Source organism: Ruegeria sp. YTSC002 (genome assembly GCF_059609845.1).
The window spans coordinates 51,928-76,735 of the sequence record NZ_JBXWML010000015.1 but is presented as its reverse complement, the minus strand read 5'-3'; the positions used below and the strand labels follow the sequence as shown (position 1 = coordinate 76,735).

The window sequence follows — 24,808 nt, the reverse complement described above, 5'->3', positions numbered from 1 at the left end:
GGAACCTTGACGTGTTGGTGAAGCGCTAAGGTGAAATTCCAGCGCTTCAGTTTCAGCTTACTGCTTCAATTGAAATCGGGAACTAAACGCGACATATCCACAGAGGATCAGACCCCCCTGCCCCAGTCTGAGGCCCTGCAAACTGCGGGATGCGTCGAGATCTTCGAAGAGCACGCCTCAGGCGGCAATCGTGCCCGGCCGGTGCTTGCCCGCTTGCTGGAGCGCATTAGCAAGGGCGACACGCTGGTTGTCGTACGGATCGACCGCCTCGCGCGGTCCCTGTCACATCTGCTGGAGGTGATCGAGCGGCTGGAGGCCAAGGGTGCTTTCTTTCGTTCCATTCAAGACCCCATCGACACCGGATCCCCGCAGGGCAAGTTCACTTTGCAAGTGCTGGGGGCTGCGGCCGAGTTTGAGCGCGCCCTTATCCGGGAACGAACCAAGGCCGGCCTCGCCAGCGCGCGCACAAAGGGCCGCGTGGGCGGGAACCCTGGGCTGCGGGCCAAAGACCCAACCGCTCTTCGCAAGGTGCGGCTGGCGCGACAGGACGGCTACATGGAGCGTCTGAACGAGACGGCACAAGATTGGGTGCCCCATGTGCGCCGGTTACGCCCCGACTTGGCTTGGGAAGACGTGGTGCGCATCGTCAACGGCCCCTTGCCCGAGGCGCGTCGCTGGACCCAAAGCCGCCTGCTGCGCGCTGTGAAGGCCTATGTCCGCGACGGCTTCCTGCCTGCCGAGGTGCTGGCCCGCGCCGGGCGCCGCGAAACCGACGACCGCCTGCCCGCAATTATTGCTGGCATCAAGGGCGCAGATCCCGACATCACGCTTCAAGCGATCTGTGAACGGCTGGAATCTATGCGCGAACGCACACCACGTGGCCGAACGAGATGGCAGCCCTCATCGGTCAAGATGCTGCTGGAACGGGCTGAGAGACTGGGAATGATTTAAGAGACTCAGATTCGTTCTTTGGAAGCAAAACCGCCTATGTGAATCGGGTACATCTTGCGTTTAAGTGATGGCAGCGACACAAGCACTTGACGCGCTGGATCCGAGAAATAAGATAAGTCATTGTAAATAAATGATTTCACCGGATACCGGCCCACCATCTGAAAAAATCCTTGCCTGTCAAACGCTTTCCTGACATTTTTGCGGAAGAACGCTAACCATCAGTTTCCGGCGGTTTTGCGTTCCTTCTCAAGATAGACCCGGAAGACGGGCGGCGGGACGGGCATGAACGAGCAGCGGATCAGAATGGATCAAAAGATCCAGACGATGGCGACACGTCTAAGCAAATCGCTTGATGTGAATATGCGCAAGTCGTTTCTACCTGATGAACGAAAGGCTCTCAGACGCTTCTCATCCACGGAAGTTGCCCAGATCCTCGGTGTAAGCCAAGATTTTTTGCGGAAGATGTTTTTCGAGGACAAGCTCGATCTCGGTGATATCGAGACAGACGCCCGCGGCCGCAGGTTCTACACTGCAGAGCAAATCGATATAGCGCGCCACGAAATAGCCCGGTCAAGCACCAAGTTCCAGCATATCGTTCCTCGTCGTCGGGATGGGGAGCATATCCAGATCATTTCGATCGCCAACTTCAAAGGGGGCGCTGGGAAGACGACAACGGCGATCCATCTGGCCCAAAAGCTTGCCCTTGATGGTTATCGAGTTCTGGCAATCGATCTCGACCCACAAGCCTCAATGACCACCATGTTCGGTTTCCGGCCGGAAATCGACTTCCCTGAGGCCGGAACGGTGTACGATGCCCTTCGGTACGAGGACCCTATCCCATTTAGAGACGTTGTGCGCAAAACGTATTTCCACAACCTCGATCTAGCCGCGGCCGGCTTGTTGCTCTCTGAGTTCGAGACCGAAACCGCACACGCCCTTCGAAACAATATCAGGCCGCCGTTCTATCAGCGGCTTGCCCTTTGCATTAATGAAGTTGAGCCAGACTACGATATTGTCGTCATCGACTGCCCACCGCAACTCGGGTTTACCACACTATCGGCTTTGGTGGCGTCGACATCCCTAGTCGTCACTGTCATTCCAAGCATGCTTGACGTCGCCTCGATGGCCCAATTCCTGCAGCTCACATCCAGCCTCATGGCAACAATTGCTGATGTGGGCGCATCGCCCGACTGGGACTTCATGAGATTTCTAATCACTCGTTTCGAGCCCAATGACGGCCCTCAAACCCAGATGGCGGCATTCCTGCGGACCATGTTCACGGATGACGTTCTTACTCAGCCTTTCCTGAAATCCTCTGCAGTCTCTGACGCTGGGCTCACGCAACAGACACTGTTCGAGATCGCTAGAACGGATTTTCATCGCCAGACGTACGATCGGGCTATCGAGTCCATCAACGGGGTTGTGGCGGAGGTCGAAGGGCTCATCAAAACGGCATGGGGGCGTAAGTAATGGCCCGCAAAGTCACATTCGACATTCCCGAGGATGAAGAAAAGCAGCAGAGCTCGTCGATTTCTCCGACTCGAACCCAGTCACGAGCCCCTGCCCTTTCGGGAATGGCCCGTTCTCTTCAGGATGCGGCACAATCTTCAATTCAAGAAATCAGTACCGACCTTATTGATGATTCCGAGTTCCAGGATCGTCTGGCCCTGGATGACGAAGATGACATCAGGGAACTGGCTGAAAGCATTGACAAGCAGGGACAGCTTATCCCGATACTTCTGAGTCCCGAAGGGGGCCGGTACAGGATCATCTATGGGCGCAGGCGATTAGCGGCCCTTCGACTTATTGGCAAGCCCGCAAAGGCTCTCATCAGAGGCTTGGATGAGGATCAAGCGATTCTTGCACAAGGCCAAGAGAACAGCTTCCGAAAAGACCTCAGCTGGATCGAGAAAGCCCTGTTTGCACGTTCTCTCATAGAGTCCGGCAAGGATGAGGGACTGGTCTGTGACGCCCTCAACATCGATCAGAAAGCCAGGAAAGCCGGTGACAAGCTCACGGGACTTGCTCGCATGAAACAAGTCACTTCCTGTATTCCGACTGAACTCATCCAAAAGATCGGGGCGGCACCCGGGGTTGGACGGGATCGTTGGTATGCTGCCGCAAAGTCTTATGAGAGCCTTGGCTTCTCTGGAGATGAAGGGTTTCCGGCCGGAAACCGAGAATTCCATGACGCTCTCATGGAATCCAGAGGTTCAGGCAAGACCTCCGACGAACGCTTTGCGATCTTCGAAGGGCTCCTGAAACAGCACAAGCCCCCTGCCCCATCGGCGATCAAGACAAAACTCGGGATGGTGAAGGTCACCAAAAGAAACGTGATCATCACCGTCAAGAACGGAGATGACGGGCTTCATAAGTGGATCTCTGAGAATCCAGAGGCCGCTCTTCTAGCGTTGGCGAACGCGAAGGCCGCTGGTCCAGGGCAGATCATTACCCCAGAGAAAATGGAACCCATAGGTAACCCAGTCTCCGGCAGGGATCAGGATCTTGATGGTCCTGACATAGACGATAACAAAAACTGAGCAGAAAGGAGGACAGGCCAGAAAAGGAAAGACCCCCCGAAAGCAGTGCTTCCGAAGGGCCTCGATTAGCTTAGACACCTGATTGATACCCCGAAGCCGAATCGTTTTCAACACCGTTCGCGGTGAACGGGGAAGCTTTTTCAGCCGAAATCATCATGAGACAGGTATTTTCTCACACACCCGCCTTGGCGGAACGATCGTCTGTACCCGGTACGAACCCGTACAGGGTAATCGAGCCGATCCGAGCGCTTCGCAAAGAACTCGGTCTGACACCAAATGACCTGGTAACACTGCAGGCCTTGATCAGCTTCATGCCGAAGAAGGCCGGACAAACAGCTCCAATGACTATCGTCTTTCCCTCAAACGCATCATTGTCTGAGAGAACGAACGGCCTGAACGAGAGAACGATTCGACGGTGTATCGGACACCTCGTGGATGCCGGGCTGATCCAGCGCAGGGATAGCGCAACCCGCAAACGGTTCCCTCTTCGCTACGGTGGATTGATCAGAGATGCCTTTGGCTTCGATCTGCAGCCAATGTATAATCGGGAAAGAGAGCTCACCGAACACGCAGAACAGCTTGTGGGCGATCAGGAAAAGCTACGGTCACTCAAGGCGGAGGCACTGGCTCTTCGTGTCGAGGCTTTGCGCCAAGCAAAGGATGTTGAGACTGTCTCATTTCTCCAGAACGTACGAAACATCCTACGCCGTGCAACTCTCAAAGCCGACGAAATCATAGAGCTTATCAAGAGGCTGGCAGAGTTGGTCGGAGCGACCATCAGAGAGTTTCCGGCCGGAAACCATGACGCTCAGGAAACAATGCCCGACCAAATGTCCGGCGACGACGGACAAAATGTCCGGCACGTAGAACCCACAAGATTGAATATAAAAAAAGATAGAGCAGATGCACACTGCACATCTGGTTTTCAGGAACGCCGAGATCCAACAATTATGGCATGGACGGACCTGAAAAACGTATCGGACTTCTTCCCGCATGAACCAAGAGATCATCAATCAGTTCTCGAAATATTGGCCGATGTCGGAAGATTGCTAAGAATAGAACAGGGCAGGATCATGAAACACCTTAGAGAACGAGGTCCAGGGCAGCTCCTTATTGCACTCGACGAATTAATTTTGAGAGCCAGCACAGGACAGGTGAAAAACAACAACGCCTACCTCGACGCTATGATGAGGCAAGGGACGTGATGGTCTTATCACGCTCACTCAACCAGTTTGTAATTGAGCGTAGTCTTCGATCCTCCGGCAAATTTTCCCGGATAGTTCCAACCATAAGGTCATCGAGAGGGAAAGGAGTGTTGGTTTGAGGGTGACGGGAAGTGAGATCGGGAGAGTGGCTTCCGGCGCCCGTCGTGGAGAAGATCTGATGGCGAAAGCAGCCCAGAAAATCACCCTGTCCCCTTCACGGGATATCCCTTTCGACAAGCTGGTGCTGAGCCAGTCCAATGTGCGGCGCATCAAGGCTGGCGTGTCCGTCGAGGAACTGGCCGAGGACATCGCCCGCCGCGGTCTCTTGCAAAGCCTGAGCGTGCGGCCCGTGTTGGCTGACGATGGGACCGAGACCGGCAACTTCGAGATCCCGGCCGGGGGTCGTCGCTTCCAAGCCTTGTCCCTGCTGGTGAAGCAGAAGCGTTTGGCAAAGACCACGCCCATTCCCTGCATCGTGCGGGATGCTGCGTCCGACATCCTGGCCGAGGACGATTCCTTGGCCGAGAACATGCAGCGCGTCGCCCTGCACCCGCTCGACCAGTTCCGCACATTTGTGGCGCTGCGCGACAAGGGGCAGAGCGATGCAGAGATTGCTGCAGCCTTCTTCGTGACGCCGCAGATCGTGAAGCAGCGCCTCAAACTCGCTTCCGTCGCCCCTGCCCTGCTTGAGATCTATGCCGAGGATGGCATGACGCTGGAGCAGCTCATGGCCTTCACCGTGAACCCTGATCACGCGCGTCAGGTTCAGGTCTGGGATGTGATCCATTCATCCTGGAACAAGGAGCCATTCCAGATCCGACGCATGCTGACCGAGACCTCGGTCCGGGCGTCAGACCGGCGTGCGGTCTTCGTGGGTGTTGATGCCTATGAAGCGGCGGGCGGCACGATGCTGCATGATCTCTTCCAGGGCGATGACGGTGGGTGGCTCGAGGACCCAGCCCTGCTCGATCGGCTGGTGACGGAAAAACTCCAGGCCGAGGCTGAGACAGTTGCGGTTGAGGGCTGGAAGTGGATCGAGGTTGCACTCGACCTGCCCTACGGCTACAGCCATGGCCTGCGATCCCTGTCCGGCGATCCGGCACCTATGACGGATGACGAAGGTGCGGCCCATGCCAAGCTGCTCGCCGAGTACCGGGCGCTCGAGGAGGAATACGCGGGTCAGGATGAAATCCCCGACGAGGTCGACACGCGACTTGGCGTGTTGGAAACGGAGATGGAAAAGATCGAGACCCGGCCGTTGATCTTCCATGCGGAGGAGATCGGGCGAGCCGGGGCGTTCGTCACGCTCGACCGTTACGGCGCTCTGGCAGTCTATCGCGGGTATGTGCGTCCAGAGGATGAGCCCGTTGACGAGACCGCGGTCCAGGACGGTACTGATCCTGCGGTGGCGGGGCAGGGGGATGATCGTGATCCCATCGATAGCTATGACAGTGCCGCTCATGTCGGAACCATCATCATGTCGGGTGGTCAGCCAATTGGTGGCGACCTGCCAGAGGATGAGGATGACGGGGCGTTGAAGCCACTGCCCGAGCGGTTGGTCATTGAGTTGACGGCCCACCGGACGCTGGCGCTGCGTGAAGCGATCGGGCGCTCTCCCGACGTGGCATTGACGCTGCTGCTGCTGAAGCTGGTGACGGACACCTTCCGCACCTCCTCTGCTTCGGGCAGCTGTCTCGAAGCCTCAGTGCGTCACGTCTACATGTCGGCGCAGGCGCCCGATCTCAAGGACAGCGTGGTGGCCAAGCTGGTCGACGAGCGTCACGCGGAATGGGAAGCCGATCTGCCGCTTGGCGATGATGCAGCACTCTGGGACTATCTGACGGTCCTCGACCAGGGCAGTCGGCTGGCCTTGCTGGCGCATTGCCTCAGCTTCGGCGTCAATGCGCTGCATGAGAAGGTGAACCCATACGGGGCAGGCATCTCCGCAGGCGGACTGACCCGTCGTATGGCGCATGCCGATCTCGTGGCGCGCGCGACAGGTCTCGATATGGTGGAGGCGGGATGGGAGCCGACGGTGGACACCTATCTCAACCGCGTGCCCAAGGCCCGCATCCTCGAGGCCGTGCGCGAGGCGAAAGGGGAGGGGACTGCCCAACTCCTCGATCACCTGAAGAAAGGCGAGATGGCCAGTGAGGCCGAGCGCTTGCTGAAGGGCAGCGGCTGGTTGCCCGAGGTCCTGCGCCGGAACGATCTCGTGGCGCTGGACGGTGAGGGCCATGCCGAAGGGCAGGGGGCGGATGTCGATGCCGAAGTGGCCGACAGCGTCAGTGAGGCTGACCTTCCTGCATTCCTGACGGATGACCTGCCTGCTGAAGGCGCGTCGATGCTGGCCGCAGAGTAACGTGTTCCAGCAGGGGGGCGGGCATTCCGCCCCCAATCACCCTATAACATAACAATATCAATAAGATGAGTGCGATTACTCGCATTCGGAATGAGGAATCATGTCTGCAACAACCATCATCGACACCGCGCCCCTTGGGGCGCTCATTCGCTACACCGACGGCAGCCCCAAGCCTCCTGCACGCTTCACCAAGAAGCTCGCGGCTTGGGAGCGCTCGAACGGCGTTGGCCGTCTTGTGAAAAAGGAGCCACCCCGACCTTACCCGACATGGACGGCACCCGCGTCGTTCACGCTGCATGAGGGCAATTTCTCCTCGGACGGGGTGATCCTCGTCACCATCATGCGCAGCCATTCCGCTGACAGCGCCCTCGTCTTCGAGGTGGCCGAGGATCCGAAGCCCGGGCAGGTGCGCGTGCTTCTCGATTTCGCCGGCAACACTGAGCTGCTGTATCTGGCGGAGTCCGTCACTGCGGCCGAGCTTTGGATCGCCAAGGAAGGATACCGCAATGCGCGGCTCGAGATCGTCGGCACTGAGGACGGTGATAGGGCAGGGTGCGCGGACCTGGCCGCCTGAGCCCAACTGAAATCGAGGGGCCCGCCCAAGCGTGGGCCTCTCATCCATCACAACCTTGTCCTTTGAGTTCGCGGGGCACCAAAGGATCCATCCCCAAAGAAGGAGTCTTCAACCAAGAGCGTGGCCGGGAGGCTGGCGGCGTTAGAAGCATCAGCGGGACAATCCGCTCCTGACGTTGGGGGACCATCCCCCGCTCGCCATTCCCTTCCTTGCCCCGAATTCTGTCTTCGAGATCAACCCGCGAGGGGTCGGACTACGGGCAAGCCCGTGCCGCCGGGTGGATTCGGACGAGCCGAACGCACCCGGTGATGTCAGCCAGTATTCGGGCCTTCGAGGTCCTGTCGCGCGGGGGATGGTCCCCCGCCTCCAAGACAGGAGCCAAACAGATGTCCCGCAAAGATGCACACGCCTTCGCAGCCTCCCTCGCCGCCACGCTCATGGTCTCGATCGTCGTCTTCCAGGCAGGGGATGGATCCTTCGGCGCCGTCCCCGCCGATGAAATCGACGGCGACGAGGTTCAGGTGCTGGTTGAGATTGACCCGTGGGCTTAGGCCCACGGTTACCCCGGCAGGCTCACGCGGAGGCGCAGAAGCGTCTTCTGCTGCGTCGTTGCGCTCTCGCACGGTGCCGGTGAAATATTCGGAACAGTGGACCGCCGATGGCGCAGCGCCAGATGGCCTGAAGCTGTAGAGGTGCCAGTTGCAACGCGACTGCCACAACGCCAAGAATATCGACATGTCCGGGCCGGACCGAACATTAATTCTATCTTTCGGTGCTGCATGCAGCGTTCGAAGCGGCCTTTGCAATGTCATATGCTTTGATAGTTGAATGACTTAGAATATTCGTAAGAGCTCTTTCCGCCAAAAAAATAAGTGGTTACGCTTCAACTATAAGGCGAAGTATGCAAGCCGATCGACGTACTGCCATCCGGCCAAGGAAAACAAAAAGTGAATCTAAAAGAACTAATTTCGGATGAGCGGACGTCGATTACGGGACAGGGAATCGATAACAGAGCCTATTCGCGGACCCTCCGGCACCTTCGAAGCTACAACTTCTGGGAGGGTGTCGACGATGCGCCACACCTCTGGGGGCACCAGCAAGCAGCTATCGCCACGGTCGTTGCCTATCTGCACGGGGACAAGCAGATACCGGAGCGGCCCGAGCACACAGAAGCTGCGCTCCTAAAGCTACCCACCGGCACAGGCAAGTCTGGCATCATTGCGATCCTTGCGCGGTGTCTGCCGGAGGTCCGCCGTGTTCTCGTATTGACGCCACGCACTGCGCTGACTGAGCAACTCCTGGCGGACATCCGTTACCGTTTCTGGTCTCACCTTGGGTATGAGGCAAACGGCTCGGCGCTCTTCACCGCGGAGGCCGACGTGTTCGGCACCACGCTTGACAACGTGTATGTCGAACAATTCTTGCCCAAGAATGTCGGCATGGTGGTGCAGCATCTGGGCGATCAGGCCACTGATCGCGCCATTCTGGTCGGCACGCATCAGGCGCTCGGCGACATCCGCAAGACGGCACAAGATCCTGATGATGGCGGTTCGGCAGTTGCAGCAGCTATTTTAGCGCATATCCGGGACGAGTTTGATCTCGTGATCGTCGATGAAGGTCATTACGAGCCTGCTATCTCGTGGTCACGCGGCGTTCGAGAATTCAATCTGCCGACTCTTCTATTGAGCGCAACGCCTTACAGGAACGACTACAAGTCGTTTCGTGTGCGCGGACGTTATCTCTTCAACTTCCCTTACAGGCAGGCAGTTGACGGGCGTATTATCCGTCCCGCCGATATCATCGTGCCAGAAGGCGACGTCGGACCAGTTGTGCGGGAAGCTGCAATCCCACAGTTTGTCGGCATTCTGCACAAGGAATTGCTCGAGCGCCTGCGGGAGGCCGAACGCTGGTTTTTGAACGGCGTAACGCCAAAAGTCATGGTGCGCGGTGATGACCTTGAGACCCTCACGCTCTTACAGACCGAGATTAACCGCGTCTTCGAAACGCAAGCTGTCGTGATCCATGACCGCGCGAAGAAGACGCAGCAGAACCGGGACATGTTCACCAGCGTCGCGTCCGCTCTTCGGTCCCGCCCTGACGCGAAGTTCTGGATTCACCAGAACAAGCTCATGGAGGGGATTGACGATCCGTCATTCGTTGCCGTCGCCATCTTCGATCTCATGGGCAATGCACGACAACTCGTGCAGCAGATTGGACGTGCGACCAGATATTCGCGGGGTGAGGATGGTATACCCCAGGCAGGTTGGATTCTTTCCACTCCTGCCAATGCCGAGCGTATTCGGACTACTTGGGAGAGATACCAAGGCTACGAGGATTATGCGGCGCGGAACACCGCGCATATCGTCACGAACGAGGTTACGCTTCCGGACCGCCTGCTCGAATACATGGCCGAGTATCAATATATTGGCGGTGAATTTCGGGGGCGCTTCGAGTTCGAACAGCCACTCGCCGCAGGCGACATCCAGCTTCCCCGAACCGCCGCTGTTCTGAGAACTGCCGCACCGCTTCCCGACATCCGTGTGTTCGCCACGGTGATCGAAGAAGCAATCATGGACAAGGACCGGTTTAAGATCACGCCGATTGAAGGCATGCCGGATGGTTCGATCGGTTTTTCCTACTATGCGTGGCGAAACTCGCCGTACCTGATCGACCGGTTCTTTTCTGAATGGAAGCTTGGGGTTTTCCTTGCTGTCCAACAGGGTGAACTCGTTTTCATGCACGATACAGAAGGCCTTGTGGTGGATATGGACGGCCTAAGCCTCAAACGAGCGGGCAGGTCGGTCATGGAAAAGGCCTTCCCCGAGAGTGACGACAATCCGTCCCGACTTTCCCGCATGTCCTTCTCCTCTCTCGACATGTCCCAACATGCGATCCGGGCAATGGCTCTGCGGACTCGTTCTTTTGCAGATGCTTTTACCGATTTGCTTGATCCTTCGCTCGTTCCTGCAACTGCCGCCGGTTTTGTAAACGGGACCGCCCGGTATGTTGGCTTTAATCGCTCGCGCCTGCGCGATGCTTCGGAGCGCCATGTTTCGGTTGCAGACTATGTTACATGGACCACAGAAATCGCCGCCGAGCTGGCGGATGCCGATCGGGAACGAAGCCATGTCTTTAATCGATATCCTGCCTTGGTCGAAGATATCGATGACCAAGAAGCCCAGCCGGTTTCGATCCTGCTTGACCCATCGCTTGACGACATGCGCGACGACGAGGCCGGTGGTGCGGCCTGGGTTCTCCTTGAGGACATCGATTACTTTGATCTATGTGCCGAGGTGGATGGCGCAACAGGCGGATTCACGATCCAGATCGGCGACGAGGATGTGCCGTGTAGCGTCGAGTTCGTTTCGGAAACCCGCAAATACAGGGTTACCAGCCCAAGGCTGGATGAGCTTGCTCCCGCGCAGGCAGGAGAGGATAGGCGTCAGGCCTTGACGCTCGTACAGCGGCTTAACAAAGGGCAGGCCTTCCGAATTCTCACACAGCGTGACAGCGTCGTGTATTCGGAGGGCAATTTCTACGAACCGAAGATGCAGTGGGTTCAGGACGGTGGCGTCAAACCGGTTCTCGAATATATCCACGCATCGCCCACGCTCGATGATGTCCTGACCGAGAAGGGCGACGATCAATACGCCGCAAATCGTGCACATTGGTACAGGCAATCCATTTTCGGGCTTTTTTCGGTAACATGCGAAGGCCAGCGCGCTGCCAACGGGATCGCGGATGACAAACTTACCGCCGAAATTGAAGCCATACCGGTCTGGTTGTGTGATGACGATAGCCGTGAAGCCGCGGACTTCATAGGTTTTGATCCTGATAACAGGAAGATCGTGTTTGTTCACGCAAAGGTCGGCGATGTGGGGCGGGGCGGCACCGGATATCATGTCGGCGGACTACAGGATGTCGGTCGGCAAGCACTCGCAAGCCTCGGGTTTATCTCGCGCGGACAGCCATCCACGGTCTGGACGCCCGATCGATGGGAAACCGACGTACAGGCTAATCAAGTCAGGCTACATGGTCGTAGCCGCATCTTTCGGAATCCTAACGGTCTCACATCTGCTCAACTCAACGATCTGCTCCACGCGTCGTGTCGAAATCCGTCCTTTGATCGTGAAATCTGGATTGTCGGAGCGAAGATGGCGCGCAGGCAAGCGCTTGTGGAGGGCCTGAACCAAGAGCGTTGGCCGAACCGCCTGCGGCAGTTCCTGATGCATTGGGATGCCATGCAGACGGCCTGTGCCAGAGCAAGCACGCGGCTGAAGTTCTATTGTTCCAATTAGGTGACTCAGCGAAGCAAGTGTTGGATATTTTTATGAGCCGGCATTGAGACGGTTTGCAGCAAATATCGGCAACTCTGAAAGTTTTTCGATGTGGGCCGCGGCACGACATTGGCGGCCAAAGTGAAGCCGCACCGATCATACGCGGCGCCAGGCCCGAATGACTGGGTCGGGCACCGATCCGCCTCGGACTCTTTAGCCACAGGGTTGGTAATCTTTCAGCGAATTTCCAGATCACCAGCCGTTGTGCCAGCAGCCAGCGCGTCTACGAACCACTGCGGTTTCCGCCCGCGACCAGACCAGGTGACGGCCGGGTTCTCAGGGTGCTGGTATTTTGGTGCGACTGGAGCGCGCTTGGTCTTGCTATCTGTCCCGACGAGTTCGGCCAGTGAATAGCCCAGATCCCGGGCGACAGGTTCTACCTTGGCGCGGGCTTCCGCCTTCTGCCGATCCTCGAATGTGGCAATCGCCTTGGCGACGTCCTTCTGCATTTTCTTCAGCTCGCCGAGCGACAGTGGCTCGAGATCGCAATCAGCCATTTGTGCGGTCCGTGTCCTGAATGTCCCGGTATCGATAGCCCGTCGATGCAGGGCGCCGCAACTCCCGGAAGGCTGGGGCAGGGGTGGCAAAGGCTGGTGACCGTCGTTTTGCCGCCAGGCAGGTGCTGAACTTGGGGTCAGGCGGTCTCGATTGGCCGGGTGACGGGTTCTGGCATGGGCTCCCCGCGCATCTCTGTCTCCCGGGCCATCCCTTCGACTGACAATCCCCTAATCCCGTTCGGGCTCTCGCGCGCAACCCCGCGTCAGTCCGGGCCGAGTTGCCCCTTTGGGGCTGCCCGCTCCACCCCGGTCCTCTGGGGGTTTCCGGCGTCCATGCTGTCCACCGTGCTCGCGTCGCCCGACGGGCTTTTTCCGGGTCTTGTCGAAGGGACGGTCCCGAAGACAGGACACACAGGAGCTTATCATGCAGAACATCGTCATCCTCGCCGGCAACATCGGTCAGACCCCCGAAGTCCGCACCACCCAAGGCGGCACCAACATCACCAACTTCAGCCTCGCCACCTCCCGCCCCCGCCTCTCGGAAGGTCGCGTCCTGCGCGACGAGAACGGCTACCGGGTCATGGACACGGAATGGCACCGCATCACCTGCTTCAACGGTCTCGGCAAGACGGTCGCGGAGCATTGCGAAAAGGGCATGAAGGTCCTCGTCCATGGCCGCATCCACTACAGCAAGTGGATCGACAGCATGGGGAACGACCGCTACGGCTGCGAGATCATCGCCGAGAAGGTCGACTTCCTGAGCCGCCCGAAGTCGGCCGAGAACGAAAACCCCGAGCTGGTTGACCGCGACGACGAGATCCCGTTCTGAGAACGGGGCCTTCCCCTTAGGCCCGGCGGGGAAACCCGCCGGGATTGGCCAATCTTGGCTCAAACCGGTCTGGCGCCTATACAAATTGACCTCTAGCGACCTGCCGCTGACGCAACTTACAACATTTCCAAGATTGAAAGTTTGCATCGCGGGTTTCCGTAGATCGATGTTCAACAAACTTAGGAGTTCCTCATCTGTGTATATGCCATTAGAGTTATCCACAAAAAGAGGTGGAGCAGGATGGCACAGAAATCTGAAATCGAATGGACGGATGCGACATGGAATCCTGTGACGGGATGCACGAAGGTCGGTCCCGGCTGCGACCATTGCTACGCAGAAAGGTTCGCTGAACGCTGGCGCGGTATTCAAGGACATCCATACGAACAAGGTTTCGACTTGCGCCTATGGCCGTCACGCCTTGGGCAGCTCGCACAGTGGAAGAAGCCGCGAATGATCTTCGTCAACTCGATGAGCGACCTGTTCCACAAGGATATTCCGCGTGAGTTCATCGACCACGTGTTCGATGCGATGGAGGCCGCCGACTGGCATGTCTATCAAGTCCTGACCAAGCGCTCATCACTGATGCGCAACTACGTGCGCCGCCGCTACAACGGTGGGCGAGTGCCGTCGCATATCTGGCTTGGCGTGTCCGTCGAGGATGCCGCACACAAAGGGCGGATTGAACACCTTCGGCAGATCAACTCGGATGCGCGCTTCATCTCATTCGAACCGCTGCTAGGCCCGATTGGCGAGGTCGATCTGACAAGTGTTGCTTGGGCGATTGTCGGCGGCGAAAGTGGGCCCGGCGCTCGTCCGATGGAAGCGGCGTGGGCGACCGAATTGCGCGTTGCCTGTGAGCGATACGAAGTTGCTTTCTTCTTCAAACAGTGGGGCGGTGCGCGGCCGAAATCCGGCGGTCGTCTGCTCGAAGGCGAAGAATGGAACGGGTTCCCGTGGCAAATCGTGCCGAAGGCGATCATGGCCGAATTGCAATAGCGAGAAACACGTATGGAAGCAGATTTAGACCTTTACCGCGACCGCGAACAATCATTCATTAAGCACCAGTTCCTGACGAAATACCTCCAAGCAGCGGCATACAAGACGCTGCAAGGCCATTCTCCTACATTCAATTTCGTAGATGCCTTTGCCGGACCTTGGCGCATATCTGATGACGCTAAGTATTCAGATGCGTCGTTCGATCAGGCAATCAACACTTTGGAAGCTGTTCGCGCTGATCTAGAAAAGCGCGGCGTCGGTGGACTGAAAATTCGCTTCTGTTTCTGCGAACAGCGTCCAGAAGCGGTTGCGCGCCTTCGGGAGTACGCTGCTTCGAAAGGGCGGTTCGAGATACACGTTTTCGAAGGTGCATTCGAAGACAACCTCAATGCGATCGCCACCAAAGTGACTGACGGTTTCACGTTCACCTTCATTGACCCGACCGGATGGAACATTCGTAACGAAGAGGTGTTCCGCTTCCTGCGTGAACAGAATGGCGAGTTCATGCTGAATTTCATGTCGGACCACATCAACCGACATGCTGAATATCACGAGGTTGAGGCGTCCTTCGGGCGGTTCCTAGCGGACGCGGCATGGGCTGATGAGTTCGCGCACCTACCCGCCGGCTGGAGCAACGAGCAGAAGATGCTGTACCTGATGAAGGCCGCGATGCGCTCGAACAAAGTGGCATCATATCTACCCGATTTCTCGATCATGGTGCCGAGGCGCGAGCGAGTGAAGATGCGTCTAATACTCGGTACGCAGAGCCCGTCCGGGTTGGAAGTATTCCGCGACGTTCAAGAGAAGGTCGAGAAGCAGGAACTAGTGATGCGTCACAACCTCCGCGAAGGTGACAGCCCGCAAGTCAGCTTGTTCTCTTCTGCCGACATCGCAGCGATCCAGCAGGAACAGAAAGGCGTCGGGTGCAAAGCGAATAGAAAACGGGCTGAGGAGATAATCGTGAGTTTCCTGAAAGGCCGAATGCGGGCATTTCCTGGCCCGATGTTCAATCAGGCGATGGAGGAAGTTCCAATTCGCCGCAAGCATCTGAACAGTGTCCTTTTGGATATGCGGGAGCGGGGCGTCATCAATTTCGAACTTCCGCCGAGAAAGCGAGTTCCCCAGCCGGATACCGCAATCTTCTTGGTCTGAGAGACCTAAAGCCACGAATAGCGGCTCGCGCCAAGCGCAAGCTGGCCTTCGCATGTTCATCAGACGCCCACCCTCTTCCCAAACCGATTTAGAGTGAGAGAAAGGCTGGTTGCTTTCGCGACAGGTTAAAGGCTGGGAGAGTGGCTTCCGGCGCCTGTCACGGAGGAATACCGATGGGTGTTGTGGAAGTTCTGGATCCGGTCGCACCGGCGCGGGCGGGTGGCTGGAAAGTGGATGTGAGCCGGGGTGAGCGGAACGGGCGGGTGTCGTCCGAATGGTTCAACCGGCCGGATGACGAGCGGTATCTGTCACTCGATGATCTCTGGGCCAATGTGAAAGGCCGGTCGGAGCGCAGCCGTAGCCGCGTGGTGCAGACGGCGGATATCCGCGTCGAGGCCGCGCGCGACAACCCCGAGCGGTTGCACCTGATGCTGCCGAAGGCGCAAGAACCGGTCGCGCCCACGCATTGGGCGTTCGGCCAGCTTGCCAGCATCGTCGGCGCCCCGGCCTCCTATCTGCGGCAATTGCCCGCGCCGTTGGCGGGGATCAACCTGCAATATGGTCTGACCAACCACCGCGCCGAACAGGTGAAGACTTTTGAGACCGAAGATGGCCGCAAAGAACTGCGCGCCGTGACCGGCCCCGATTACGGCCGCATCCACGATTTCGAGCTGGTCGAGGCGGTGCAGCGCATCGCGGGCAATGGCACCGGCGACACGCGCTGGAAGGTGCCGGGCGTGCTCGATTGGTCGACCGGGGTCTACAACCCCGATGTCGAGATCAGCCGCGACACGACCACGCTCTATGCCTCGGACCGCGACGTCTTCCTGTTCCTGGTCGACGATCGCAACCCGATCGAAGCGGGCAAGCTACCGGACGGCTCCCCCGATCTCTACTTCCGCGGCTTCTACTGCTGGAACTCCGAAGTTGGTGCCAAGACCCTCGGCATGGCGAGCTTTTACCTGCGGGCGGTGTGTCAAAACAGGAATCTGTGGGGCGTCGAGGATTTCCAGGAGATCCGCATCCGCCATTCGAAATACGCCGCTTCCCGCTTTGCCCATGAGGCGGCACCGGCGCTGACGCGCTTCGCCAATTCCTCGCCGCAGGGCTTCGTGAACGGCATCAAGGCAGCGCGGCAGCAGATCGTAGCGCGCAGCGACGAGGATCGCGCGGATTTCCTGCGCAAGCGGGGCTTCTCGAAGGCGGAGTCCGGGAAGATCATCGAGAAAGTGCTGATGGAAGAGGGCCGCCCGCCCGAGAGTATTTTCGACTTCGTGCAGGGCATCACGCGGCTTGCGCGCGACAAGACCCAGCAGGATGCCCGCCTCGACATGGAGGGGCGCGCCAAGAAGCTCCTCGACCGGGTCGGCTGACGCCGGGCTCGACAACGCGACCGCCTGCATCGGCGGCGGTCGCGCTTTCCCCTTCCAAATGCATGCCACTGGCCCCGCCCGAGAGGGCAGGGGGGCTTCGGCCTGCGCATTTCAGCGAGACCCCCATGACCCCCCAGGAAGAAACCATCGTCCTCGAGGCCCGCGATATCCTCGGCCGTTACCTTAGCCAGAACCCGGTCATCGGGAGCTGGCAGGCGCTGATGGACTATTGCGCTCTGACCGTCCGAGGTCCCATCGAGCGATTCCATGTCCTCTATCTCGACCGCAAGAACCGCATCATCGCCGATGAGCTTTTGTCGACCGGCACAGTCGATCATGTCCCTGTCTATCCGCGCGAGGTGATCAAGCGGGCGCTGATGCTGAACGCCAGCGCCCTGATCCTGATCCACAATCACCCGTCGGGCGATCCGACGCCGTCCGAGGCCGATCTCAGCATGACCAAGGAGATCCAGAAGGGCTGCAAGTATCTCGGCCTGACGCTGCATGACCACATCATCGTCGGTGCCGGAACGGAGCTGAGCCTGCGGGCCCTCGGCAAGCTCTGATCGTGGCACCAGACTTGCTACCGTCGCCCCTTCGAGCAAGAGGGCGGCGGTTTGGTCTTTGACGGATGAGGCGGGGAGAGTGGCTTCCCGCGCCGTTGGAGACATTGCTATGTTTGATCTTCCCCTGCCGATTCAGCCGAGCCCGCGCCCGATGGGCCCCGTCCCAAATGGCCCAGCTGTCGCTCCTGATCCCAGCCTGCCTTTCGCGTTGACGCGGATGCACCGGACGCCTGCAGCCCTGATGTCGGGCACCGCTGCCCCCGTGGTCGTTGAGCGTTTTGCGATCTTGGCCGATGCCATGCAGGGGGCGTTTGAGCTTGCCGAGGACAACGGCTCCGATGCAGCGCCGCAGCTTCTGGCCATCCTTGATTGCGACCAGCGCCTGGTTCTTGCCGGGGCCGCCAGTCATGGCGCTGTGGCTTGGTGCCACCCTGTCGCCAATGCTCTTGAGGCGCGGGCCGTCGTGACCGAGGCTGTTCAACTTCGCGCCCAGGCTGGACGTGCCATTGACTGGCACGAGCCTGAACTGGCGCAGCGACTGCATCACCGTGCCGATCTGCTGGATGCGCGTCTGGTCGACCCGCTCTGGCGCGCCTTTGCCGCCCGGGCGCTGCAGATCGCGGCGTGACGCCCGAGAGACAGAGGAGGGATGGGATGGGTTTGAGCCTTCGGGGGGCAGAGGAGTGCGCCACCCGGGGGTCTGACCTGTCCTCACCGAACGGAGTTATCCATGACCCAGACTGAACCCACTCTGGCCGCCCCGCTGCGGCCTTCCACCGTCGATTTCGGGGCGATCCTTGCCGCGCATGCCGAACGCACCGCCCGGATCCTCGCCCTTCGCCCGGGCAACAAGGACCGCCTGTTCGATGGTCTTTTGGCCGCCGGCATCACCCATGTCACCGTGACCTTCGACGGTTCCGGTGACAGCGGCCAGATCGAAAGCATCGAGGCGTGGTCCGGCAAGACCGCCGTTGAATTCCCCGCGACCGAGATCGACTACGCCGCTCTGACCTGGGACGACCCTGAGGTCGAAATACGGCAGCTCTCGCTGGAGGATGTCGTCGAGCAGCTCACCTACGACTTCCTCTCCGACACCCATGGCGGTTGGGAAAACAATGACGGCGCGTGGGGCGAGTTCTGCTTCGACGCGTCCGCACGTTGCATCCATCTCGAGTTCAACGAGCGCTTCACCTCGTCCGACCTCTACACGCACGATTTCTGAGGGGGCAGCGATGGCACATCCCTATCACCACGCCCAGTCCTCGGTGAAGAAATGGGGCGGCACGGTCGATGATTTCATCGCGGTGCATACATGGTTCGACCAAAGCAAGGAGATCACCGCCGATTTTCGGCACCGGGCCCTGCGGCACCATGCCTTATCCTGACTCTATGGAAGCGTCTTATTCCTGTGCATGGCGCGGGTTATGCGGAACTTTGGGATTGAGAGATGAGCCAGCCCCGGCCCGCTCTCCATCAAAAGGGCCGTAGGGACGGGGCTGGCGGCGTTTCGGTTTGAGCGCGACTGGAGTCGCGGGCGTCGTTTGCTGGACGCGAACGCCTTTGGAGGATGGATGGTGCAGCTGTATTTCACCGACGGATCGGCGCTGCGCGCGCCAGTTTCGGTCGAAGGCGTTCCGGTCGATCTTTCCGTGTCCCTCACCGAGGCCGCTGGCAGGATCGGCCTGATGGATGGCATGCCGTTCTTTCTGGATCGGAACGGAAGCTACTTGCATGAAGTGAACCGGTTCTTTCGCGCCTGTCAGACCATGGGGGTTCGTTCGCGGCACAGTTTGCGCGCTTACGCCCATGACATCTTCGTCTGGATGCGCTTTCTGGAAGAACGGCGTGGTGGCAAGCAGCTTTGGCGTGCCGATTACAACGATGTCATCGCGTTTCACCATGCACGGCGTTTGTCGGATGCACCGTTCCGGATTTCGGCATCCAGCTGGAACAGGGCGATCGCGGCGCTCGACAAATTGTATCGGTGGGCGCTCGAAGAGGGCCTGATCGCATCCTCCCCGTTTCGTTACGACCTGTCCTTTCGTCATGGGCAAGGGCGTGGAGCGCCCAAGGTCGTCGAGGGTAACAGGGCGCGGGAACGTGCCGCACGCCCGCATGACATGCAATTCGTCGATATCGGCCGCTACCTCGCGTTCCGGGATATCGGCCTGAGAGGAAGATTGCCGGACGGGTCCGAGGACCCAGCCTGGCGCGGCCGCAATGGCGAGCGGAATGCCGTCTTCGCGGAACTGCTCGTAACAACGGGGATGCGCCTCGGTGAGGCTGGCAGCCTGATCATCGACGAACTGCCTCGGTTGACGTCGGACAGCCCGCGGATACTTCTTTTCGATCTTCCGAGCGCGATCACCAAGGGCGAACGCCCGCGCCGCATCCGGTTGCCGCGCCGTGTGCTCAAGCTGATCGGGGATTATTGCGATATCGAGCGCCACGTTGCCGCCGCCAAGGCGTCGCCTCCTCCGGTCGTCCCCCTCGTATTGTCACCCGATGGCCGCAGCGCCATCGATGGCAGTGGCCGGCGCATCGCGCTGACCAAGCTCCGGCCACAAGACCGCCAACGGCTGCTGCGATCGCCTGATGGGATGCCTGAACACGCATCGCTTTGGCTCACTGAGCGTGGTCAACCCGTGTCGTCCGGAACCTGGGAGGTTGCTTTTCGCAGGGCAAGCCAGCGATGCCAGGCCTTCGGTCTCGATATTACTGTCACGCCGCACATGTTGAGGCACACCTTTGCGGTCAACATGTTGTCGATGCTGATACGCGAACAGGTGGGCAGGATCTTCAACCCGACCGATGCGCATGGTGCTGCCTATCGCCAGATGCTTGGCGATCCGCTCCGCCATCTCCAACACCTCCTCGGCCACGCGAACATCACCAGCACCTACATCTATCTCGACAGCCTTGCCGAGGCGCAGGAACTCGTCGATGCGGCGGCGGATCGCTGGACCGACGAACTCATGGCGGACGAACAATGACCGGCAGAGCCCGCGTCTCACAGCCCCGCCCGGGACGGAGGGCAAGCTTTCCCGAACACCTTCCAGATCCCGGCCCCGCTGCGGCCATTGCCATCGCCGCGGGCCGTTTCGAGATTACCCTGGCCGGACGGACCGCGACGATGGACCTAACGCGTTTGCCGGGTCGTGCTTCGCTTGCGCGTTCCTTCACGCAAGCACTCTGGCAGGCGTGTCAGGTCGGTGGCCCGGCGGGCACTGTCCGCACCGCCATGTCGCTGGCAGAGGCTGTCCATCGGTTCTGGCGCTATCTCGATGCGACAGGCTCATCCGTGCATGCGCTTGCCGATATGGATGTCACCACCATCGAAGGCTTCGACGCCTGGATGGATGAGCGCGGGCAGCATCCCAACCATCGCCGCCACCAGATGGGAGATGTAGTGATGCTGCTGCGATTGGCGGATGCGGGAGAACGGGGCCGCCTTTCCGAGGCCGCTTCCCGCCGGTTGCTCTATGTCAGCACGCGCCCAGGTGTTCCACCGCGCCCGCGTGATGCCTACAGCGACAGTGTCCGGGCGGCCTTGAAGGCGGCCGCGCGTACCGACGTCGCGGCGATCGTCGAGCGATTCCGGTCGGCGCTTGCGCAGGAGTGCAAGACACGCATCGACCGGTTGGAGATGGACGCCTTCGCGGAGATCGACCGTGTCGGTTTCATTACCGTCAAGAACGACCTTTTTCGTCAACTCTACGGGGCACGGAACTATGCGGGGATTTCGAATGAGGGGCTGAGCGACAGGATGCATGGCACGCGGCATCTGCTCCTCGGCGATCTGATTGCTCTGTTCGTTCTGCTGTCGCTGGAGACCGGTCTCGAGATCGAGGCGATCAAGACCCTGCGCGCTGATTGCCTCAAGAACCCCTCCAGCGGCTATGTCGAGATCGATTATTGCAAGCGCCGCGCACGTCATGCCGAGTGGAAGCGGCTCCGGGTTCGGGATGGCGGCTCAGGTACCCCGGGCGGCCTGCTGCGCCTGGCAATTCAGTGGACCGCGACCGCGCGCGGTCATCTCAAGAGCGAGCAGCTTTTCACGTATTACTGCCGCGGCCGCCTGACCGATGTCGTTCTGCCGATGCAATCCGCTAGAAAGGTCTGGGTCAAACATCACGGGTTGCAGGATGATGACGGGAAGCCGTTGAAGCTCTGCCTCTCGCGTTTGCGCAAGACCCACAAGTCTGCGTGGTATCGCAAGACCGGCGGTCAGCTGCGCCGGTTTGCGGTTGGACATACCGTCGAGGTTGCCGCGAACCACTATGGGGACATTCCCGCCTTGCGGCCGATCCACGAAGCTACCATCGCCGAGGCGCTGATGGACGCTGTCGAAGATGCCTTGCAACCTACCGTGCTGACCCCGGAGGCCGAGGCCAAAGTCTTGGCAGCTCCGTCTTCGGCACAGCCCGGTTTTCCGGAGGGCTTGGCGACCGATGTTCCGGCAATGCTGGCAGGCGAACAGGATGTATGGCTGGCAAGCTGTTCCGGCTTCTACAGCAGCCCTTTCGCCACGTCGGGAGAGGCCTGCCCGGTGCCGTTCTGGGGCTGCCTCGAATGCCGCAACGGCGTCATCACCACCCGCAAGCTTCCCGCGCTGATGGCGTTTCTGGATTTCGTCGTGGACCAGCGCAAGGTTTTGTCCGAAGCAGATTGGCAGGCGAAGTTCGGGAGGGCCCACCACAGGATCGTCGCGCAGATATTGCCGCAGTTCTCTGAGCCCGATCTCGCCGCCGCGCGTGCCCTCGCAGCCAGTCAATCGGCACAGATCTACCTTCCCCCGGAGGCGGGTCTCGCATGAGAGCAAATCCAGACTTCGCGACCGCAAGGCCATCGCTGCCATCGGCAATCCATCCCGACGACACCGACATCCTCGCAGGCAGACCGCTCAGACCGGGATCGGAGCGGTCGATGCTGTCCCGCTTCGGCGACGATGTCTGGGATCTCAGTCCGGCGATGTTTCGCGCCAACGCGCGTCCGGCCGCGTTTCGTGTGGATTTCGGGGCCATTGCAGACCCCGCGCTTCGACGGCTCGCCAAGGAGTATATGCTTGCCCGCCTTCAGGCGCCGCTGCGCAGCTACCGGGGCCCGTGCGGCCCCTCGACCGCCAAGGGCACATTGCTGTTCCTGCGCCATTTCGGAGAGTTCCTGCACGATCGTATCGGTTCCGTCGAACTGGCGCGCGTCGACCAGCAAGTGCTGGACGCGTATCTGGCGCATCTGGGGGCAGACGGCGCACGTTCATCGCAACAGATCCGCCTCTATGTCGATGTCCCCATCGACCTCCATCATTTCGGGCCATGGGTGACCGGGGGCGGCATTCCCTTCCTGCCTTGGGGTGGGCGCACAGCAAGCAATGTCAGCGGTCGGAGCCGGACGAGCTCGGAGAACACCACGCCGCGCATCCCCGAACCGGTCATCGGCGCGTTGCTCCACTGGTCGATGCGATACGTCGATGTCTTCGCCCCGGATATCATCGCGGCGCACGAAGAACTGGATCGCCTTGAAGCCCGTGCTGCCCAGATCATTGCCGAGGATGCGCGCCAGACCCGCCACGAACGGTTTCGCTACCGTCTTCGTACCTGGCTCGAGGTCCGACGGGTGGAAGGGCGGGGCGTGCCAATCTGGGAGCGCCGTCCAAACACCACCCGCGGTGTCCCCGATGTTAAGGAAGGCAACGCGTATAATTTCAGGCTGATGTGCCTTCAGATCGGCTGTCCTCAAACGGGGAACCTCAGTAGTTCCACCGCGACCGTGAGGATGCTGGACCAGATGGCGGGTGAGATGGGAACCGAGGTTGGCGGCATGGATACCCCGATCAGCCTCGATCCCGATACCTGCCTGCCCTGGCGGGAGCGTTTCGACACGGACAGCCTGCCGCATGAAGAACGAATGCTGCAGGCGGCCTGCTACATCGTCTGCGCCTATCTGACCGGAATGCGCGACAGCGAGTTGCAGGACATGGAACCGGGCTGCGTTTCGGTTGAACGCAGTGCCGACAACCTGATAGAGCGCTATCGTGTGCGGAGCACCGTCTACAAGCATCGCGAGGCGGCGGGTGTTTCCGCCGACTGGATCACCATCGCGCCGGTCGCCCGTGCCGTCGAGGCCATGGAAGCCCTGTCGCGTGGAGCGCGCGGCGACCGTGATCTTCGATCCCTCTGGGTCTCGCTGAAGCCATGGGACTGGACCGCGGACTACCTGGCAGCGCAGGCGTCGCCGATCATCGAGATGTTTCGAGACGGTCTGGATGCAAAGGTCGCAAACCCGCCCGCAATTCCACATGTAGATGGGCGCGCATGGCATCTCAGCACCCGGCAGTTCCGGCGCACCATCGCATGGTACATCGCGAACCGCCCCTTCGGCGTGATCGCTGGCAAGATCCAGTACAAGCACGCCTCCGTGGCGATGTTCGAGGGCTATGCCGGCGCGCCGCATGGCGATTTTCGCCGGGCAGTCGAGCAGGAACGGGCGCTTGGTCAATTGGACGATGTCGTCGCCTATTATGAGGCCTACCTGCAGGGTGACGAGCCCGGCGGACCGGCATCGTCCCGCCTCAAGCAGGAGTTCGACCACGTTCGGGACACCCTCGGTGATCTGCCCGGGCGCATCCTCGATCAGAAGCGCCTGAGAACGATGCTGGCGCATCTTGGAAAGACGCTGCATGTCGGATTTCTGAACGATTGCTTCTTTGAGCCCGCCAGCGCCCTCTGCCTGCGGCCCGACGACAAGCCGGTGGCCCCGGTGATTTCGCGCTGCAGCCCGGACCGCTGCCCCAATTCCTGTCTGACCACGCGTCATGTTGCGCCCTGGCAGGCTTCGATCGAAGAGGGTGAGCGCCTCCTGCAGGGCAACACCCTGTCAGCGGTTCAGAAGGTCGCAATCACACAGGACAATGATCGAAAGCGCCGGCTGATCGCTCATCTGGAGGACCCAAAGGTATGACACGGCCCGTCAGTCAGAAGACCGAAGTCGCCTTGCGCGCCGCCATGATGCGACTGCTCGAAGGAACCTCCGTCCATACCGACGGGCGCCTCACCGTCGCCAATCTCGCGCGCGAGGCCGGTGTCAGCCGGGCAACGGCCAACCGGGCTACCGCCGTTCTTGCGGAGTTTCGTGCGGCGGAGGCGCGGTTCCGGTCGGGATCTGTCGCGGGCTTGAAGGAGCGTATCCGCGAACTTGAAGCCGAGCTGCGGGCCGCACGCGGTGGCGAGATGGCCGAGCTGCGCGCGACCGTCAAAACCCTGGCGCAACAAATCCAGATCCTCGCGCTGCAGGGTGAAGAACAACGCCGCCTGATCGCGGTTCTTGAAGAGCAGATCGTGCGGGCTGACCCGAAAGTCCTGCCGTTCAGGCCGCCGTCCCAGGGCGGCACCTGAGGTCACGATCAGAAAGAGAAAGAGGTGAGCTG

At 59.9% G+C, this 24,808-nt stretch carries 20 protein-coding genes and 1 pseudogene; 20 read left to right on the top strand and 1 reads right to left on the bottom strand.

The window, feature by feature from the left end:
- The first annotated feature begins 69 nt into the window (after nucleotides 1–69).
- From AC2FFD_RS20360 to AC2FFD_RS20325, 8 genes are all read left to right on the top strand, one after another.
- On the top strand, nucleotides 70–951 hold the full coding sequence (locus AC2FFD_RS20360; RefSeq protein WP_496873971.1) for a recombinase family protein: 882 nt from the start codon (nucleotides 70–72) through the stop codon (nucleotides 949–951).
- 282 nt (nucleotides 952–1,233) lie between these two features.
- A complete protein-coding gene (gene repA / locus AC2FFD_RS20355; protein WP_068242629.1) occupies nucleotides 1,234–2,421 on the top strand; it encodes a plasmid partitioning protein RepA in 1,188 nt (395 codons plus the stop codon).
- Nucleotides 2,421–3,491: a plasmid partitioning protein RepB gene (gene repB, locus AC2FFD_RS20350; protein ID WP_068242626.1), complete on the top strand. Its 1,071-nt coding sequence runs from the start codon at nucleotides 2,421–2,423 to the stop codon at nucleotides 3,489–3,491. The genes repA and repB overlap by 1 nt, the downstream gene beginning before the upstream one ends.
- Nucleotides 3,492–3,613: 122 nt before the next feature.
- A complete protein-coding gene (locus AC2FFD_RS20345; RefSeq protein ID WP_322743311.1) occupies nucleotides 3,614–4,696 on the top strand; it encodes a helix-turn-helix domain-containing protein in 1,083 nt (360 codons plus the stop codon).
- A 178-nt stretch (nucleotides 4,697–4,874) separates the two neighbouring features.
- Complete coding sequence (locus AC2FFD_RS20340) at nucleotides 4,875–7,058, top strand: ParB/RepB/Spo0J family partition protein (protein ID WP_496873964.1); 2,184 nt, start codon at nucleotides 4,875–4,877, stop codon at nucleotides 7,056–7,058.
- 100 nt (nucleotides 7,059–7,158) lie between these two features.
- On the top strand, nucleotides 7,159–7,632 hold the full coding sequence (locus AC2FFD_RS20335; protein ID WP_068242620.1) for a UCP036055 family protein: 474 nt from the start codon (nucleotides 7,159–7,161) through the stop codon (nucleotides 7,630–7,632).
- A gap of 386 nt (nucleotides 7,633–8,018) precedes the next feature.
- Nucleotides 8,019–8,183 carry a hypothetical protein gene (locus tag AC2FFD_RS20330; RefSeq protein ID WP_165595903.1) on the top strand — a complete coding sequence of 55 codons (165 nt, stop codon included), beginning with the start codon at nucleotides 8,019–8,021 and terminating at the stop codon, nucleotides 8,181–8,183.
- Nucleotides 8,184–8,579: 396 nt separating this feature from the next.
- On the top strand, nucleotides 8,580–11,930 hold the full coding sequence (locus AC2FFD_RS20325; protein ID WP_496752620.1) for a DEAD/DEAH box helicase: 3,351 nt from the start codon (nucleotides 8,580–8,582) through the stop codon (nucleotides 11,928–11,930).
- A 215-nt stretch (nucleotides 11,931–12,145) separates the two neighbouring features.
- Here AC2FFD_RS20325 and AC2FFD_RS20320 read toward each other — a convergent pair whose 3' ends face one another.
- Nucleotides 12,146–12,466, bottom strand: coding sequence for an H-NS histone family protein (locus AC2FFD_RS20320; RefSeq protein WP_194098500.1), 321 nt, complete (start codon nucleotides 12,464–12,466; stop codon nucleotides 12,146–12,148).
- Nucleotides 12,467–12,890: 424 nt separating this feature from the next.
- Between AC2FFD_RS20320 and AC2FFD_RS20315 the strand changes: the two genes are divergently transcribed.
- The 12 genes and pseudogenes from AC2FFD_RS20315 (at nucleotide 12,891) to AC2FFD_RS20260 (ending at nucleotide 24,776) form a co-directional block, all read left to right on the top strand.
- Nucleotides 12,891–13,295, top strand: a complete 405-nt coding sequence (locus AC2FFD_RS20315) for a single-stranded DNA-binding protein (protein ID WP_068242612.1) — start codon at nucleotides 12,891–12,893, stop codon at nucleotides 13,293–13,295.
- A 240-nt stretch (nucleotides 13,296–13,535) separates the two neighbouring features.
- Complete coding sequence (locus tag AC2FFD_RS20310) at nucleotides 13,536–14,291, top strand: DUF5131 family protein (protein WP_068242608.1); 756 nt, start codon at nucleotides 13,536–13,538, stop codon at nucleotides 14,289–14,291.
- Between the two features lie 12 nt (nucleotides 14,292–14,303).
- A complete protein-coding gene (tcmP, locus tag AC2FFD_RS20305; protein ID WP_068242605.1) occupies nucleotides 14,304–15,443 on the top strand; it encodes a three-Cys-motif partner protein TcmP in 1,140 nt (379 codons plus the stop codon).
- Between the two features lie 173 nt (nucleotides 15,444–15,616).
- A complete protein-coding gene (locus AC2FFD_RS20300) occupies nucleotides 15,617–16,816 on the top strand; it encodes a hypothetical protein (protein WP_068242602.1) in 1,200 nt (399 codons plus the stop codon).
- Between the two features lie 125 nt (nucleotides 16,817–16,941).
- Entirely contained in the window at nucleotides 16,942–17,382 is a 441-nt protein-coding gene (locus AC2FFD_RS20295; protein ID WP_068242599.1) for a JAB domain-containing protein, read from the top strand.
- Nucleotides 17,383–17,491: 109 nt separating this feature from the next.
- Nucleotides 17,492–18,010, top strand: coding sequence for a DNA repair protein RadC (locus AC2FFD_RS20290; RefSeq protein WP_068242596.1), 519 nt, complete (start codon nucleotides 17,492–17,494; stop codon nucleotides 18,008–18,010).
- A 102-nt stretch (nucleotides 18,011–18,112) separates the two neighbouring features.
- Nucleotides 18,113–18,604 carry a DUF6878 family protein gene (locus tag AC2FFD_RS20285; protein ID WP_416549363.1) on the top strand — a complete coding sequence of 164 codons (492 nt, stop codon included), beginning with the start codon at nucleotides 18,113–18,115 and terminating at the stop codon, nucleotides 18,602–18,604.
- A 10-nt stretch (nucleotides 18,605–18,614) separates the two neighbouring features.
- Nucleotides 18,615–18,758, top strand: a pseudogene (locus tag AC2FFD_RS20280) (DUF6915 family protein); the annotation flags it as partial.
- Nucleotides 18,759–18,953: 195 nt separating this feature from the next.
- On the top strand, nucleotides 18,954–20,375 hold the full coding sequence (locus AC2FFD_RS20275) for a tyrosine-type recombinase/integrase (protein WP_416548818.1): 1,422 nt from the start codon (nucleotides 18,954–18,956) through the stop codon (nucleotides 20,373–20,375).
- On the top strand, nucleotides 20,372–22,198 hold the full coding sequence (locus AC2FFD_RS20270; protein ID WP_496873963.1) for a hypothetical protein: 1,827 nt from the start codon (nucleotides 20,372–20,374) through the stop codon (nucleotides 22,196–22,198). The genes AC2FFD_RS20275 and AC2FFD_RS20270 overlap by 4 nt, the downstream gene beginning before the upstream one ends.
- Nucleotides 22,195–24,342 carry a hypothetical protein gene (locus tag AC2FFD_RS20265; protein WP_416548822.1) on the top strand — a complete coding sequence of 716 codons (2,148 nt, stop codon included), beginning with the start codon at nucleotides 22,195–22,197 and terminating at the stop codon, nucleotides 24,340–24,342. The genes AC2FFD_RS20270 and AC2FFD_RS20265 overlap by 4 nt, the downstream gene beginning before the upstream one ends.
- Nucleotides 24,339–24,776 (top strand): hypothetical protein, encoded by a 438-nt coding sequence (locus AC2FFD_RS20260; protein ID WP_416548824.1) that lies wholly within the window; start codon nucleotides 24,339–24,341, stop codon nucleotides 24,774–24,776. The genes AC2FFD_RS20265 and AC2FFD_RS20260 overlap by 4 nt, the downstream gene beginning before the upstream one ends.
- The last annotated feature ends 32 nt before the right edge of the window (nucleotides 24,777–24,808 follow it).

Excerpts from the sequence above, each read along its gene's own strand:
- AC2FFD_RS20310 (WP_068242608.1), top strand. The coding sequence starts at position 13,536 with ATGGCACAGAAATCTGAAATCGAATGGACGGATGCGACATGGAATCCT.
- AC2FFD_RS20285 (WP_416549363.1), top strand. The coding sequence starts at position 18,113 with ATGACCCAGACTGAACCCACTCTGGCCGCCCCGCTGCGGCCTTCCACC.
- AC2FFD_RS20295 (WP_068242599.1), top strand. The coding sequence starts at position 16,942 with ATGACCCCCCAGGAAGAAACCATCGTCCTCGAGGCCCGCGATATCCTC.
- tcmP (WP_068242605.1), top strand. The coding sequence starts at position 14,304 with ATGGAAGCAGATTTAGACCTTTACCGCGACCGCGAACAATCATTCATT.
- AC2FFD_RS20290 (WP_068242596.1), top strand. The coding sequence starts at position 17,492 with ATGTTTGATCTTCCCCTGCCGATTCAGCCGAGCCCGCGCCCGATGGGC.
- repB (WP_068242626.1), top strand. The coding sequence starts at position 2,421 with ATGGCCCGCAAAGTCACATTCGACATTCCCGAGGATGAAGAAAAGCAG.
- repA (WP_068242629.1), top strand. The coding sequence starts at position 1,234 with ATGAACGAGCAGCGGATCAGAATGGATCAAAAGATCCAGACGATGGCG.
- AC2FFD_RS20275 (WP_416548818.1), top strand. The coding sequence starts at position 18,954 with ATGGTGCAGCTGTATTTCACCGACGGATCGGCGCTGCGCGCGCCAGTT.
- AC2FFD_RS20300 (WP_068242602.1), top strand. The coding sequence starts at position 15,617 with ATGGGTGTTGTGGAAGTTCTGGATCCGGTCGCACCGGCGCGGGCGGGT.
- AC2FFD_RS20270 (WP_496873963.1), top strand. The coding sequence starts at position 20,372 with ATGACCGGCAGAGCCCGCGTCTCACAGCCCCGCCCGGGACGGAGGGCA.
- AC2FFD_RS20260 (WP_416548824.1), top strand. The coding sequence starts at position 24,339 with ATGACACGGCCCGTCAGTCAGAAGACCGAAGTCGCCTTGCGCGCCGCC.
- AC2FFD_RS20330 (WP_165595903.1), top strand. The coding sequence starts at position 8,019 with ATGTCCCGCAAAGATGCACACGCCTTCGCAGCCTCCCTCGCCGCCACG.
- AC2FFD_RS20335 (WP_068242620.1), top strand. The coding sequence starts at position 7,159 with ATGTCTGCAACAACCATCATCGACACCGCGCCCCTTGGGGCGCTCATT.
- AC2FFD_RS20265 (WP_416548822.1), top strand. The coding sequence starts at position 22,195 with ATGAGAGCAAATCCAGACTTCGCGACCGCAAGGCCATCGCTGCCATCG.
- AC2FFD_RS20340 (WP_496873964.1), top strand. The coding sequence starts at position 4,875 with ATGGCGAAAGCAGCCCAGAAAATCACCCTGTCCCCTTCACGGGATATC.
- AC2FFD_RS20320 (WP_194098500.1), bottom strand. The coding sequence starts at position 12,466 with ATGGCTGATTGCGATCTCGAGCCACTGTCGCTCGGCGAGCTGAAGAAA.
- AC2FFD_RS20315 (WP_068242612.1), top strand. The coding sequence starts at position 12,891 with ATGCAGAACATCGTCATCCTCGCCGGCAACATCGGTCAGACCCCCGAA.